A 13294-nucleotide genomic window follows, 5' to 3' on the forward strand; every position below is an offset into this window, starting at 1 on the left:
ATCATACATTGATAATATTAACCAATTAACAAAAAGCCAAAATTCATCATGTTGAATTTTGGCTTTTTTATGGATTAAAAATCTGAAGTGAAACTTGTCCATATCTCTATGTTTTTGGCAAAGATCAATGATATTGTCATTTAAGCATCTTCTATTGATAGAAAATAATGTTTGCACTATTTCCTTAGACATTTGTCCCGTTCTGAAAGAAATAGAAAATTAATGGTTAAAGACAATGAAGCAATTTCTACTGATATCTACACTTTTACCCAGTTTGAGTTTTGCTCTGAACTATCAAACAGGAGATATTATTTTTCAAACTTCTAAGTCTGCACAAAGTATTGTGATTCAAAAGGCAACGCATTCTCCTTATAGTCATATGGGAATGATCGTTAATAAAAAGGGTAAATTGTGGGTTTTAGAAGCGATACAGCCTGTGAAATATACAGCGTTCAATGCTTGGGTAAATCGTGGCGTAAATCGACACTATGTTGTAAAAAGACTGGGTAAAGGATTAAATAGACAACAACAAAATGCATTGCAAATGGATGCTGAAAAATATTTAGCTAAGCCTTATGACATTTATTTTGAATGGAATGATGAAGCAATTTATTGTTCAGAAATTGTTTGGAAAGCATATAACGACGCATTGGGAATTCAACTTGCACCATTACAAAAATTGAAGAGTTTTGATTTATCTGATGTCAAGGTTAAAGTATTAATGAAACAGCGGTATGGTCAGAACATACCATTACAAGAAACAGTAATTGCGCCAAAGGCTATTTTTGAATCGAAGCACTTAGTAACAGTGAAATAGCTATTCACACTGAAGATTTACAATTTAAGATTTTTCAAATATAAAAAAACCTGAGTCATTATGCTCAGGTTTTTTAATGAGAACTTTCAATGAAAATTTTCTTTTCAAAGAGAGATTCTCTAATGTGGCGACCCTACGGGGATTCGAACCCCGGTTACCGCCGTGAAAGGGCGATGTCCTAGGCCTCTAGACGATAGGGTCAATAAATTGAGGCAACCAACTGAAAACTAAACCATTAAATTAATGGCGACCCTACGGGGATTCGAACCCCGGTTACCGCCGTGAAAGGGCGATGTCCTAGGCCTCTAGACGATAGGGTCGTTTCAGAGGTGGGCGTATATTAGGGCGAATATGGAAAAGTGTCAAACCTTTTTCCGCAATAAAAAGTGAAATCGTGTCTGAATGTATAAAAACAAAGCAAAAATAGAAAAAGTGTTTAAAAATGACACGGAATGCATAAATCTGGATTTAAAATAGGGTCTAAAATATTTTGAATTACAGCAGGGTGTTGTAAATAGCCAACGATTTCATGGGGTGAATTAATGAAGGTGGAAATAGCTGTATTTATTATTCTTGGATTAAAATTAAATGGATAATTAACGAGTGGGAATGTGGTTAGAAAGTCATCAGAGGAGTAAAAATTAAACCATTCTCCATGTAAGCTTGTCGGTCTTACAATAGGTTGTATCAGTTTGGACTGAATAACCTTAAAAGCTAAAGGTGAACCCAAGGTAATAAAGCGTTGAATACAATACTTCGATTTAAGTTGTTGTAAAAGACGGTATGCAATAACAGTACCGAGTGAATGGGCCACAATAATATGCTCTTCATTTTCTTCAAAACTGGTCAAAATACGTTGATGTACTTCATTCATAAATTCTGGATTCGCTAAATATAAATACGTTTCAATTAAAAATTTATGAATCAAATTTTCATGTAGTTTAGGAAAATTATTGAGTATAGAAACGAATTCTTTTAAAGCTTTATCTTTGATTAGTTGTGAAAGCAAATATAAGTGTGCCGATAATTTCAAATCTTGTTTAGGTTGAAAATAGGGGAGTGGAGGAATTTCTTTATTCGGTTGAATAATTAAGGGTTTAACTGTTTGATTATTTTTATGCAAATGATATTCAAGCAAAGATTTAGGTAAAAAATGATTTAAATCAAAAGAGTTACTCAATTGATGCTTAATGAGTAAATCTGCATAAAAAGGTAAGGCTATTTTTAAATCGTGAGTGTTGAAATTAATCTGTAATTCATCAATCCCTTGTTGGAAAATATCTATCCAATGTTGTTTAAGAGATTCAGCACTATAATTTTGCTGATTCATGCCATGAATAAAAATAATTTTCATTGCCATTCTTATACATTTTTATGTTGTTCATTCTAATTTAAAGATTACAGAATTTTTTTTCTATTGTTGAATGTAAAAAGATGTAGCGAGTTGCTACATCTTTTTATTTTAAGAAAGATCAGCTGTGTTTAACTTTTATTTTTATACAAAGTTGCATAGCTGACATAACAAGCTGCAATAAAAATTAAACAACCAATAAAGCCTGCGCGCATTTCCGGATCAAATACCATACTGATTCCTGTAATTAAACAGAAGATAAAACCTAAAATAGGTACGATCGGGAAAAGTGGTGCAGCGAAAGCCAGCTCAGATTTGCTGTGACCTTGCTTATACCATTGACGTCTAAAATTAAATTGAGATAAACAAATACTCATCCAGACGACAACCATAGTGAATGCAGCGATACCTAGCAGGTTTTTGAAAATGGTTTCAGGGGCAAATTGCTCTGATAGTAAGCCTGGTAATGCGCCGAACATTGTCACAATGACTGCAACAAAAGGAATACCGCGTGAATTTACCTTAGAAAATATAGCAGGAAGCTGTTTCTTTGAAGATAAAGACCACATCATTCGTGATGCAGCGAATAGACCTGAATTGGCAGCAGATAACAATGCTGTGATAATCACAAAGCGGATAATGTCTTCAGCATAAGGGATGCCAATGTGGTCGAATACAGTCACAAATGGGCTACTACTTACACCTTCACCACCGAGTCCTGCCTGCTGGTGTGGAAGCAAAGCACTGATCACAATGATTGTCCCAACAAAGAAGATTAACAAACGCCAAATGGCAGTATTAATCGCTTTAGGCACGTTCTTCGCAGGGTCTTGTGTTTCACCAGCAGCAACACCAATCAACTCAGTACCTGAAAAGGCAAAGTTTACAATGAGCATTGTGGCAAAGATAGGAAATAGACCTTGAGGGAACCAACCATCGGCAGTTAAGTTGCTAAATAAAGGCGCAGATTCATAGCCTTGATAATTAAGAACACCAAAAATTGCTAAGAGGCCGAGCAATATAAAGATAATGACTGTGATGACTTTAACCAGTGAAAGCCAGAACTCAGATTCTGCAAACCATTTGGTAGAACTCATGTTCAAACCAAAAACGATTGCTGCAAAAATAATGGTCCATAACCACATAGAAATGTGAGGAAACCATTCCTGCATTAATAATGCAGCAGCAGTAAATTCGGTACCAAGCGTAGCTGACCACGTGAGCCAATATAGCCATGTCACCGTATAGCCAGTTGCAGGGCCAATATATTTTTGAGCATAGCTACCAAATGAGCCAGACTCAGGCATATGTACTGCAAGTTCGCCTAAGCATAACATCACCATATAGGCGATGATTCCACCGAGGATATAAGAAATGATGGCACCAATAGGGCCAGTTTGTGCTATGACCTCACCAGAACCTAAGAAAAGTCCGGTTCCAATTGCACCACCTAGTGAGATCATCACCAAATGTCGTGTACTCATTGCTCGTTTTAACGGCGCTGAGTTTGCAGTAGAGTGCATAGCATCATGCTCTGATTGAGATGAAGACATAGTTGAAATGTTGTAACAAATGAAGCGAGCTATTGTAGAGAAAATAATAAATAGATCAATGCAGAATTGACGAATAATGTCATTATAATTATAGAAGAAATAGAATATGGCGACCCTACGGGGATTCGAACCCCGGTTACCGCCGTGAAAGGGCGATGTCCTAGGCCTCTAGACGATAGGGTCGTACTGAGGTGATGCGTATATTAATGATAAATGACAAGTTTGTCAAAAAAGATTTGTTAAAAATGGAGGTGTATGTTGAATATCTAGGCGAATAATAATCAAGATAAGTGTTTGAAGATTTTATCTCCACACTTCCATAAGTTGTATGATTTATAAGATTAGCAATATGAATATTGCATAACGCTATTTTAAAAGTTGAATTGAAAATATATGTGAATAGATACAGGAAAATTCACTAACTAAAAAGATGATTAGACGCGCGTACTTCTGAACAAATCAAATGTTCTGATTTGATTCAAGCAAAATGAATTGTGCAAATAGAAATTAAAGACGTTTTAATTTAAAAACAGAATTTAAATAGATGGCGACCCTACGGGGATTCGAACCCCGGTTACCGCCGTGAAAGGGCGATGTCCTAGGCCTCTAGACGATAGGGTCGTTAGAAGATGGCGCTATCTTATTGATCCGCCATCAAAGTGTCAAGTAAGTGAGGAGCGAGTTTGTTCAAAATATAGCAAAACAGTTCAGCTGTTTTTTGAGTATCGTATAAAGCAGAGTGTGCTTCTTTACCATCGAACTCAATTCCAGCCTGAATACATGATTTTGCTAATACTGTTTGCCCAAACATGACGGCACTTAAAGTCACTGTGTCAAAAACTGAAAAGCTGTGAAAAGGGTTTTGATTTTTAGTTCCTGTACGCGCAATAGCTGCTTTTACAAAACCTAAATCAAAATGTGCATTGTGCCCAACCAATACCGCATGAGTACAATGTTGTTGCTTACGGACATCATTAACTGCTTTAAACATGCGTTTAAGTGCAGTTTTTTCATCTTCAGCCATTGCGACACGCATTGGATTAAACGGATCTATACCGATAAAATCGAGTGAACGGCGATCTAGATTGGCACCTTCAAAAGGATTGATATGTGCATGGTGTGCTTCACCGGGAACAAATTTTCCTTCTGCATCGTAAATAATAGGAATGCATGCTATTTCTAGCAATGCATCTGTATCTGCATTAAAACCTGCAGTTTCGACATCAACCACGACGGGTAAAAAACCACGAAAGCGTTGTCCAATTACAGGCTGTGTTTCAGTTGTCACACCTTTCTCCAATGAATGGTTTTTCCTGCATAAAGCGGAATAATATTTTCACCATCCAGATAATCTAAACTTTCAGGAATCACCTGATCTTCTTTGACAAGAGTAATCGTATTGGTATTGCGAGGCAAGCCATAGAAATCTGCACCAAAGTGGCTTGCAAAACCTTCTAAGCGTTCAAGTTTGCCGACTTGATCAAAGGCTTGCGCATAGAGTTCAATTGCTGTAGGTGCACTATAACAACCTGCGCAACCACATGCATTTTCTTTAGCATTTTTGGAATGTGGTGCACTGTCTGTGCCAAGGAAAAATTTCGGACTTCCACTGGTTGCAACTTCCAATAAGGTCTGCTGATGCGTTTGACGTTTTAAAATAGGTAAGCAATAGAAATGCGGTTTAATACCACCTACGAGCATATCATTACGGTTAAATAATAAATGTTGTGGTGTGATGGTCGCTGCAACATTACGATCATGCTCAAGAACAAAATGAGCAGCTTCACTGGTCGTAATATGCTCTAAAACTAATTTAAGCTTTGGAAATTGCTTTAATAATGGCGACAATATTTCATCAAGGAAGCGTTTTTCACGATCAAAAATATCAACATGATTATGTGTGACTTCGCCATGTAGTAATAATGGAACTTGATGTTCTTCAAGTTGTTCAATAACCGCATAAACTTTGCGAATGTCACTAACACCATTATCAGAATTCGTAGTTGCACCAGCAGGATAGAGTTTGATTGCATTGACATGCTCAGACTCTTTAATTTTAATAATTTCAGAAGGTGCAGTATGGTCAGTAAAATAAAGCACCATACGCGGATCAAAATTCACACCTTCAGGTACATGCGCCATGATACGATCACGATAGGCATTTGCTTCTTCAACTGTTTTCACAGGTGGAACAAGATTAGGCATACAAATCGCACGTGCAAATTGATTGGCTAAATCAGGGACTGTACGTTGTAAAGCGAGACCATCACGTAAGTGAGCGTGCCAATCATCTGGCTGAAGTAAGGTAATCGTATTCAAGGCAATTCTTACTAAAAAAATAAAACAGATGATAATCGATAAAGACGAAAAATGATAACAACTATTTCAAATCATATAAGTAAAATTAACAGATGAAAATAAAGCTCAAGTTTAAAATATGTTCAATATATTCATATTGTTGTCATGTTTTTGTGCTGATTGGTAAATAAAAATATCGCTCAATTCGTTGTAATTCAGCAACTAATCATTAATCCATGTTATTTAGGTGAAAAATCATTTTTTGTTCACGATAAAAAAGAGCAAATTTACGACTAATTTAAAGCGTGTGCTATTGCATATTATTCAAAAAAAAAGATAATACAATCATGTAAAAAGAATTCATTCAAATAATAAAATATTGACTAAATTTCTTATATAACTATTTAAAAATCTTAATTTTATTTAAAAAGTAAATTTTAGGTTTCAATGCTATTTGGGGCAATACTTGGAAGTATTACAAATAAAATTGAGTGAAATAGTCATAAAAATTTAAGCTTATTTTTAAAAGAATGCTGACTTAAAATATTTAGCATAACATGCATACTTACTATGTATTTGTTATGAAAGGTTTATTTTTTAATGAAATAAACAATAACATAGATTTACTTGAGAGTTTTTATGGCTAAGCTATTGCCAAACATTATATGTGTCATGTGTTTGGTCACATTAAATATTCAATCTCAGCTTTTTGCTAAGCAACAGGTAGAAACTGCGAAAACTAGTGAATCAGTTCAAACCAATACAAAACAAAATTGGTCTTTGGAAAGTATTAATCATTCTATTTGGTCAGAAAATATCGGTAGGGGGCAATTCCCAGTCTATGCGCGCGCGCAAGTGATGCTCAATAATTCACATGCGTCACCGGGTCCAATCGATGCAAAAAGTGGTAAAAACTTCCTCAAAGCAATTTCTGCGTATCAACAAATACAAGGTTTACCGATTACGGGTGAATTAACAAAACAGACATGGGACAGTTTGCTGAAGAATCAAAAAGCAGCAGCATTTGGTACGTATACCATTACAGCAGCAGATATCAAAGGTCCTTATGTGAAGTCGATTCCACGTAACTATGCACTTCAAGCCAAGATGCGAGGATTGTATTTCACCCGTGTTACAGAAATGTTAGGTGAACGGTTTCATATTGATGAGGATTTTTTAAGACAAATTAACCCTAAAGCAAATTTCAAAAAAGTGGGTGAAATGATTGTTGTTCCAATCGTTCGTAATGATTTACCTGAGAATATTGCTTTAATCATTGCGCATAAGCCTGCACGTCAGCTTTATTTGTTTAATGCTTCAAATCGGTTGGTTGCATCATTTCCTGCAACGATAGGTGGCTCTGGTACGCCATCGCCAGAAGGGACGCACAAAGTGATTAAGGTTGCTCCAAATCCTGTTTATGGTTACAACCCGAAGAATTTTGTACAAGGGGGAAATCGTAAGAAATTGGCATTACCACCGGGACCGAATGGCCCTGTAGGAAATATGTGGATTGCTTTGAGTAAGCCCACATTTGGTATTCATGGCACACCCAATCCATCTTTGATTTCAAAGACAGCTTCACACGGTTGTATCCGTTTAACCAATTGGGATGCTAATGATTTAGGACGTAAAGTTCAAACGGGTACGGTGGTTCGGTTTTTAGATTAAATTCGATGGGCAATAAATAATGGAACTGATCTTTACGAGGATCAGTTTTGCTGATTTTGTGCGTTTGAGTGATTGCTCATTCTAAGTACGATTTATTTTATCTAAAGGTTTTATCTAAAAGCGAAAAACAACAGATAAGAAAAAACCCACTCAATTGAGTGGGTTTTTAGAATCTGGCTCTCCAACCTGGGCTCGAACCAGGGACCTGCGGATTAACAGTCCGTCGCTCTACCGACTGAGCTATTGGAGAATCTGAAACGCATTTTAGGGATGAAAATGCGAAGGGTCAAGAAAAAATTGTTAAATTCGTCATAAAAATCTTTTAATTGCTAAATATTTGATCATTCATAGAAAAATAAAAGCCTATTGATGGAAATGGTTTGAGTTTTATGAATATAAATTTTTAAATCATTTATGTTGAACCGATATTCAACTTAAAAGTGACCATGCTTTTATTTTTCTACTATTGTAGTTGTTGCATAAATTTATAAATAAAAAAAGCCCACTTCATCATGAGTGGGCTTTCTAGAATCTGGCTCTTCCACCTGGGCTCGAACCAGGGACCTGCGGATTAACAGTCCGTCGCTCTACCGACTGAGCTATTGGAGAATCTGATGCGCATTTTATGGATGAAAGCCAATGGGGTCAAGTGAAATTGTTAGAAAAATGGCTTAAATGTTTTTTTATTATCCGATTTAGAAAAGTTTGCTTATATATTGATTATTTTTAAAGTTTTATGATGATAACTTGGATGTAATCTGTCCAAAATTTTCACTGATGTTAAATAGTTGTGATGGGTTTTATCGCCTAATGAGTGATTGTGCTGATCGAAAGAGAAAGTAATGATCAAAAAAATCGCCCTATAAAAGAGCGATTTTAAAAATAAGAAAACTAAAATTTAGTTTAATTTTCTATTCTTCTTATTTCTCAACGCCAGCAGCTTGACCAGCATATTTAGCATTTGCATAGTCCCAGTTTACTAGGCTTTCAAGGAAAGTAGAGATATATTTAGGACGTGCATTACGGAAGTCGATGTAATAAGCATGTTCCCAAACGTCAATTGTTAATACAGCAACTTTACCATGTGCAAGTGGCGTATCAGCATTTGAAGTTTTAAGGATAGAAAGGTCGCCATTGACTTTGTCAGCAACTAACCAAGCCCAACCTGAACCAAATTGAGTTGTTGCAGCAGCAGCAAATTCTTCAGCAAATTTTTCATAAGAACCGAAAGTTTCATCAATTTTAGCAGCTAAAGCGCCAGTCGCTTTACCACCACCATTTTTAGCCATACAGTTCCAATAGAACGTGTGGTTCCATACTTGGGCCGCGTTGTTGAAAACACCTGCTTTAGAAGCATCGCCAGCAACAGCAGTGATGATTTCTTCTAATGCTTTACCTTCAAGGTCAGTCCCTTTGATTAGGTTATTGAGGTTAACAACATAAGTGTTGTGATGTTTGTCATGATGATATTCAAGCGTTTCTTTGCTGATGTGTGGAGCTAGGTCATCATAACCGTATGGAAGCGCAGGTAAAGTAATGGTTGTCATGTTTTAAATTCCTTGCATTTTGCTGGGTTTTAACATTAAGTGGCTTTATTGTAATAGATTCTTCGAGCAATTGTGCAGGATGTTAAATAACAATACACAATTTATTTCGATTTAATACGTATAAAGAAAATGTTAAAAATCAGTGATTATTTTTGACAAAAACTTTTGATTGCATTGTTATGGTCAACAAAACAATCAAAAAATTGCCAAGATTAAATCGGATTGTTTAATTCGAAATAACTATACTCAATATTGAACTGTTCTGAAATAGCTTTGGCAAGTTGTTGTACACCATATCGTTCAGTTGCATGATGTCCACAAGCAAAATAGTGTAAATCGAGTTCTTTGGCTTCATAGAATGTACGCTCACTGACTTCACCTGAGATAAAAGCATCACAGTCCATATCTGCCGCTTTTGTAATAAAATCTTGCGCTGCACCAGTACAAAAGCCAACTTTTTGAATCATTGGCTTTTCTGCATTTAAATGAATTGTTTCAAAACCTAATTTTTCTGTTAAAAATTGTTTGAAGTCTTCAGGTTGCATTGGATTCTTTAAATAGCCAATATTTCCAATCGGGTTACGTTCACTCGGATCTAAAGCTTCAATACTTTCTAAATCCAATATTTCAGCAATTGCCGCATTATTACCCAGTTTAGGATGTGAATCCAAAGGTAAATGATAGCCAACTAGAGAAATATCATTTTGAATTAAGGCTTTAATGCGTTTCCCACGCATACCAGTGATCGGGTAGGGTTCGCCTTTCCAAAAATAACCATGATGAACCAATAATAGGTCTGCCTGTTGGGCAATCGCTGCATCGATAGCATCTTGCGAAGCAGTCACTGCGCAGAGAATTTTTTTAACCTCTGGCTTACCTTCAATTTGCAAACCATTAGGAGCGTAGTCTTTAAATTCATGTGATTTTAAAGTTTGATCGCACCACTGAATAATTTCTTTTAATAAAGCCATAAATAACCTTAAAACTGCGTTAAAGATTTCAAAACATAAAAACACATTTTGAATTGTAACTAAAGCCGAACAAAACTCTTTGTGTTTTTTATGTATCTTTTAAAATTTGCTTTACAATAGACAAATTGCTTTTGCATCAACTAATTAAAAAATTCTAAGAGGAAATAAAAGTGCGCCGTTCTTTCGCATGGCTACCGTGGGTATTACTTATCCTCGTCATTATCAGTTTTGCCTTTTGGCAAAAGCTCCAACAACCCAAAGCGCCCATTGCTCCCGATGGTGTAAAAATGCCTGCTGAAAAAGTAGAGCCTTTGGTCAATACCTCTAGAACGGGTGGTGTAGTGTCGTACAGTGCTGCTGTGAAAGTTGCGGCACCTGCGGTAGTGAATATTTTCACGATGCAAAAAGTGAAACAAAAACATCCTTTACTTAATGATCCTGCATTTAGAGAATTTTTTGGCAATCAGATTCCAGAACAAAACCAAGGAGCGAATGAAAATAGCCTTGGGTCTGGAGTGATTGTTCGCCCAGATGGTTATATTTTGACTAATAATCATGTGATTGCTCAAGCAGATCAAATTGTAGTGGCCTTGCAAGATGGACGTCGTGCAGAAGCAAAAGTGATTGGTACAGATCCTGATACCGACTTGGCTGTAATCAAAATAGAACTTACAGATTTACCTGTTTTACCTTTTAAATTGAGTGGTAATGAAGTCGGTGATGTGGTTTTAGCGATTGGTAATCCTTTTGGTGTGGGGCAAACGGTAACACAAGGCATTATTTCTGCAACAGGTCGTTCAGACTTGGGTATTAATACGTATGAGGATTTTATCCAAACGGATGCTGCAATTAACCCTGGTAACTCAGGTGGTGCGTTGATTGATGTTGCTGGTAATTTGATAGGTGTTAATACTGCAATTTTCTCTCAATCAGGTGGTTCTTTGGGTATTGGTTTTGCAATTCCTGCAAAAATCTGTCAGCAAATTCTGAATTCGATTTTGAAAGATGGTCGTGTGATTCGGGGGTGGATGGGCATTAGTTTGGTACCACCAACTCAAGAAGATGTTTTACAACCTCGTCAAGCGGGCGTGGTTGTTGCGGATGTACTTAAGAACGGCCCTGCGGCTCAAGCGGGAATTAAAGTAGGTGACCGTATTGTCAAAGTGAATCAGGAAGACATTAATTCTACTTCGCATTTAATCAATTATGTGGCATTGCAATCACCAGACTCAACGATTCAAGTTGAAGTGATGCGTGGTGAGCAGAAAGTTGATTTAACTGTGAAGGTAGGCGAGCGTAAAGTCCAAAATTCAGATACTCAATATATTCCGTTACCACAACGTTAATTGTCTTTTGACATTAAAAGTTAAATGCTCAATATTAAACCCTGATGATTCAGGGTTTTTTATTGTCTAGAATTTATTGCTTAGAATGGTATTACTTTAAGATCATCTCTATGGCCAATTGGCACAAGGATTAGGCAATAAGCTATGAATATCTCCAAGTTCTTCATCAATGAGTTTACCATCCTTATTTTTATCTAAATATTTAAATAACTTGATATTTTTATCTTTCCCTTGAAAGCGTTTATCATCAGGCCAAGGAAGTGGATCAAAGTCTTTAACTTTTAAGAACTCTTTGAGTTCAAAAGTTTTATTTTTATTTAAATCATAGCGTTTATGGAACTTGTCCCAGTCTAAGGAAACTGGATCGCAGGCAAAACTATGCGAACTCATCATGGCGAATATGCAAAGAATAAATATTTTTTTCATTTTTCATTTCTCAATATTTGGATGGGTAGAATATTAAAATAAAAAGATTGATTATCCATTCAGTTTAGAACGTAAAGCACCAGTTGAGTATTGGATTTAATGGAACAATCGTGAAGATTTTTTTGCTATGGCTTTTTGTGAAGTAATTGAATTATAGCGTTATGGAAAGTTACGTAGGGGCAACACATTATTTTATAGCGTATTTTATAGAAAATTAAATGATGCATAAAAAACCAGTACCGAAGTACTGGTTTTCATATTCTAAACAAAAACAGAAGCTTAACTTTGTTGAATACCTGCAACTAACCAGTCTTGGTTAGAGCCAGCAGGTTTTATAAAGTGCCAAATTTCAGCAAAAGGTTGCGGAAGACTATTTAGATCTTCGCTCACTGTACCTGTAAAGCGAACGCTAACAACATACTGACCATTCTCAGTCGCGCTATCTACAACCATTGCATTTAAGTTTGAAAACTCAGCAACGTCTTGATCCTGATTCGCCATAATGTCGCTATACATAGACTGATAAAGGTCAGGTGTTAAATAGCGTTGAATTTCCGCAATATTACTTACAGAGTTCATTGACTGAATGTGGTTGAAACGTTGACGGGCAACACGCAAGAAAGCAGCAGGTTCACTGCCGTCTGGAAGTTGATTACCGCTTTGTGTCGATGCGCCAAATGGTGTTTGTGTTGCAGCACCGCCTGCGACTGACTGACCAAAAATATTGGTATTGCCATTCGAACTACGCGCAGTTGTATTTGCTTGACCAAATGGTGCATTTGAACCTGTACTATTTGGGGCATAAGGGTTATTGGTCGCTAATTTTTTTTTAGCACCGAATTTACGGAATAAAAAGAAAGCTGCACCTGCAATCAGAATTAACCAAATCCAACTCGGAATGCCACCTTTTTGCTCTTGCTGAGCAGCTTGTTGCTTCGCCAATTCAGCATCAGTCGTTTGAACTTGGTTCGTACTGTTGCGGTCATCAGCCATCGCATTGGCCGCAACTGCACCTACAGCAGCACCGGCAACACCCGCTGCAACCATTTTACCTACACCAGAACCTGATCTTTGTTGGCTTGCTTGAGTCGGTTGTTGAGCAGGCGTAACTTGTCGAGGTTGAGAATAAGATTGACTTGAACTCGAAGAACGGCTCATGCCGTGGCTTTTACCACCACCTGCACGTTTTGCTTCGGCTAGAGGAGCTACAGCCAAAGTTGCCATTAAAATACCTGCGATCAAGCCGCGCTGTCGAACTTCCATTGAAATTTCCTATTTAACAAATCAATTGATGAATATGATTTAAACAACACG

At 36.7% G+C, this 13294-nt stretch carries 11 protein-coding genes and 6 tRNA genes; 3 read left to right on the plus strand and 14 right to left on the minus strand.

Annotated features, from left to right (window positions below; translation table 11 throughout):
* Positions 1–235: 235 nt before the first annotated feature.
* Positions 236–817, plus strand: a complete 582-nt coding sequence (locus CDA10_RS05540) for a YiiX family permuted papain-like enzyme (RefSeq protein WP_089604524.1) — start codon at positions 236–238, stop codon at positions 815–817.
* Positions 818–942: 125 nt separating this feature from the next.
* On the opposite strand, the gene CDA10_RS05545 is transcribed toward CDA10_RS05540, so the two are convergent.
* The 8 genes from CDA10_RS05545 to pyrC form a co-directional block, all read right to left on the minus strand.
* Positions 943–1018 (minus strand) — tRNA-Glu (locus CDA10_RS05545).
* A 43-nt stretch (positions 1019–1061) separates the two neighbouring features.
* A tRNA-Glu gene (locus tag CDA10_RS05550) sits at positions 1062–1137 on the minus strand.
* A gap of 116 nt (positions 1138–1253) precedes the next feature.
* Entirely contained in the window at positions 1254–2171 is a 918-nt protein-coding gene (locus CDA10_RS05555) for a lipase family protein (protein ID WP_089605166.1), read from the minus strand.
* A gap of 128 nt (positions 2172–2299) precedes the next feature.
* Positions 2300–3721: an amino acid permease gene (locus tag CDA10_RS05560; RefSeq protein ID WP_089604525.1), complete on the minus strand. Its 1422-nt coding sequence runs from the start codon at positions 3719–3721 to the stop codon at positions 2300–2302.
* A 107-nt stretch (positions 3722–3828) separates the two neighbouring features.
* A tRNA-Glu gene (locus CDA10_RS05565) sits at positions 3829–3904 on the minus strand.
* 362 nt (positions 3905–4266) lie between these two features.
* Positions 4267–4342: transfer RNA gene (locus tag CDA10_RS05570), tRNA-Glu, on the minus strand.
* A gap of 19 nt (positions 4343–4361) precedes the next feature.
* On the minus strand, positions 4362–5021 hold the full coding sequence (rnt, locus tag CDA10_RS05575; RefSeq protein WP_010117039.1) for a ribonuclease T: 660 nt from the start codon (positions 5019–5021) through the stop codon (positions 4362–4364).
* Positions 5006–6040, minus strand: a complete 1035-nt coding sequence (pyrC, locus tag CDA10_RS05580; protein ID WP_089604527.1) for a dihydroorotase — start codon at positions 6038–6040, stop codon at positions 5006–5008. Before pyrC ends, rnt begins: the two co-directional genes overlap by 16 nt.
* A 618-nt stretch (positions 6041–6658) precedes the next feature.
* Here pyrC and CDA10_RS05585 point away from each other — a divergent pair.
* Entirely contained in the window at positions 6659–7690 is a 1032-nt protein-coding gene (locus tag CDA10_RS05585) for a L,D-transpeptidase family protein (RefSeq protein ID WP_089604528.1), read from the plus strand.
* A gap of 174 nt (positions 7691–7864) precedes the next feature.
* Here the strand turns inward: CDA10_RS05585 and CDA10_RS05590 are convergent.
* The 4 genes from CDA10_RS05590 to CDA10_RS05605 form a co-directional block, all read right to left on the minus strand.
* A tRNA-Asn gene (locus CDA10_RS05590) sits at positions 7865–7940 on the minus strand.
* Positions 7941–8223: 283 nt separating this feature from the next.
* A tRNA-Asn gene (locus CDA10_RS05595) sits at positions 8224–8293 on the minus strand.
* 317 nt (positions 8294–8610) lie between these two features.
* On the minus strand, positions 8611–9237 hold the full coding sequence (locus CDA10_RS05600; protein ID WP_010117639.1) for a superoxide dismutase: 627 nt from the start codon (positions 9235–9237) through the stop codon (positions 8611–8613).
* Between the two features lie 212 nt (positions 9238–9449).
* Complete coding sequence (locus CDA10_RS05605; RefSeq protein WP_089604530.1) at positions 9450–10208, minus strand: Nif3-like dinuclear metal center hexameric protein; 759 nt, start codon at positions 10206–10208, stop codon at positions 9450–9452.
* 170 nt (positions 10209–10378) lie between these two features.
* On the opposite strand from CDA10_RS05605, the gene CDA10_RS05610 reads away from it, so the two are divergent.
* Positions 10379–11554 (plus strand): S1C family serine protease, encoded by a 1176-nt coding sequence (locus CDA10_RS05610; protein ID WP_089604532.1) that lies wholly within the window; start codon positions 10379–10381, stop codon positions 11552–11554.
* Between the two features lie 108 nt (positions 11555–11662).
* Here CDA10_RS05610 and CDA10_RS05615 read toward each other — a convergent pair whose 3' ends face one another.
* Positions 11663–11980, minus strand: coding sequence for a calcium-binding protein (locus tag CDA10_RS05615; protein ID WP_089604534.1), 318 nt, complete (start codon positions 11978–11980; stop codon positions 11663–11665).
* 279 nt (positions 11981–12259) lie between these two features.
* A complete protein-coding gene (locus tag CDA10_RS05620; protein ID WP_089604535.1) occupies positions 12260–13243 on the minus strand; it encodes a Tim44 domain-containing protein in 984 nt (327 codons plus the stop codon).
* Positions 13244–13294 lie beyond the last annotated feature (51 nt).

Origin of the sequence: Acinetobacter piscicola, from assembly GCF_002233755.1 — a bacterium.
GTDB lineage: Bacteria > Pseudomonadota > Gammaproteobacteria > Pseudomonadales > Moraxellaceae > Acinetobacter > Acinetobacter piscicola.

Bases quoted from the DNA above. Each gene is read 5' to 3' on its own strand.
- CDA10_RS05540 (WP_089604524.1), top strand. From the start codon at position 236: ATGAAGCAATTTCTACTGATATCTACACTTTTACCCAGTTTGAGTTTT.
- CDA10_RS05555 (WP_089605166.1), bottom strand. From the start codon at position 2,171: ATGAAAATTATTTTTATTCATGGCATGAATCAGCAAAATTATAGTGCT.
- CDA10_RS05560 (WP_089604525.1), bottom strand. From the start codon at position 3,721: ATGTCTTCATCTCAATCAGAGCATGATGCTATGCACTCTACTGCAAAC.
- CDA10_RS05585 (WP_089604528.1), top strand. From the start codon at position 6,659: ATGGCTAAGCTATTGCCAAACATTATATGTGTCATGTGTTTGGTCACA.
- CDA10_RS05600 (WP_010117639.1), bottom strand. From the start codon at position 9,237: ATGACAACCATTACTTTACCTGCGCTTCCATACGGTTATGATGACCTA.
- CDA10_RS05605 (WP_089604530.1), bottom strand. From the start codon at position 10,208: ATGGCTTTATTAAAAGAAATTATTCAGTGGTGCGATCAAACTTTAAAA.
- CDA10_RS05615 (WP_089604534.1), bottom strand. From the start codon at position 11,980: ATGAAAAAAATATTTATTCTTTGCATATTCGCCATGATGAGTTCGCAT.
- CDA10_RS05620 (WP_089604535.1), bottom strand. From the start codon at position 13,243: ATGGAAGTTCGACAGCGCGGCTTGATCGCAGGTATTTTAATGGCAACT.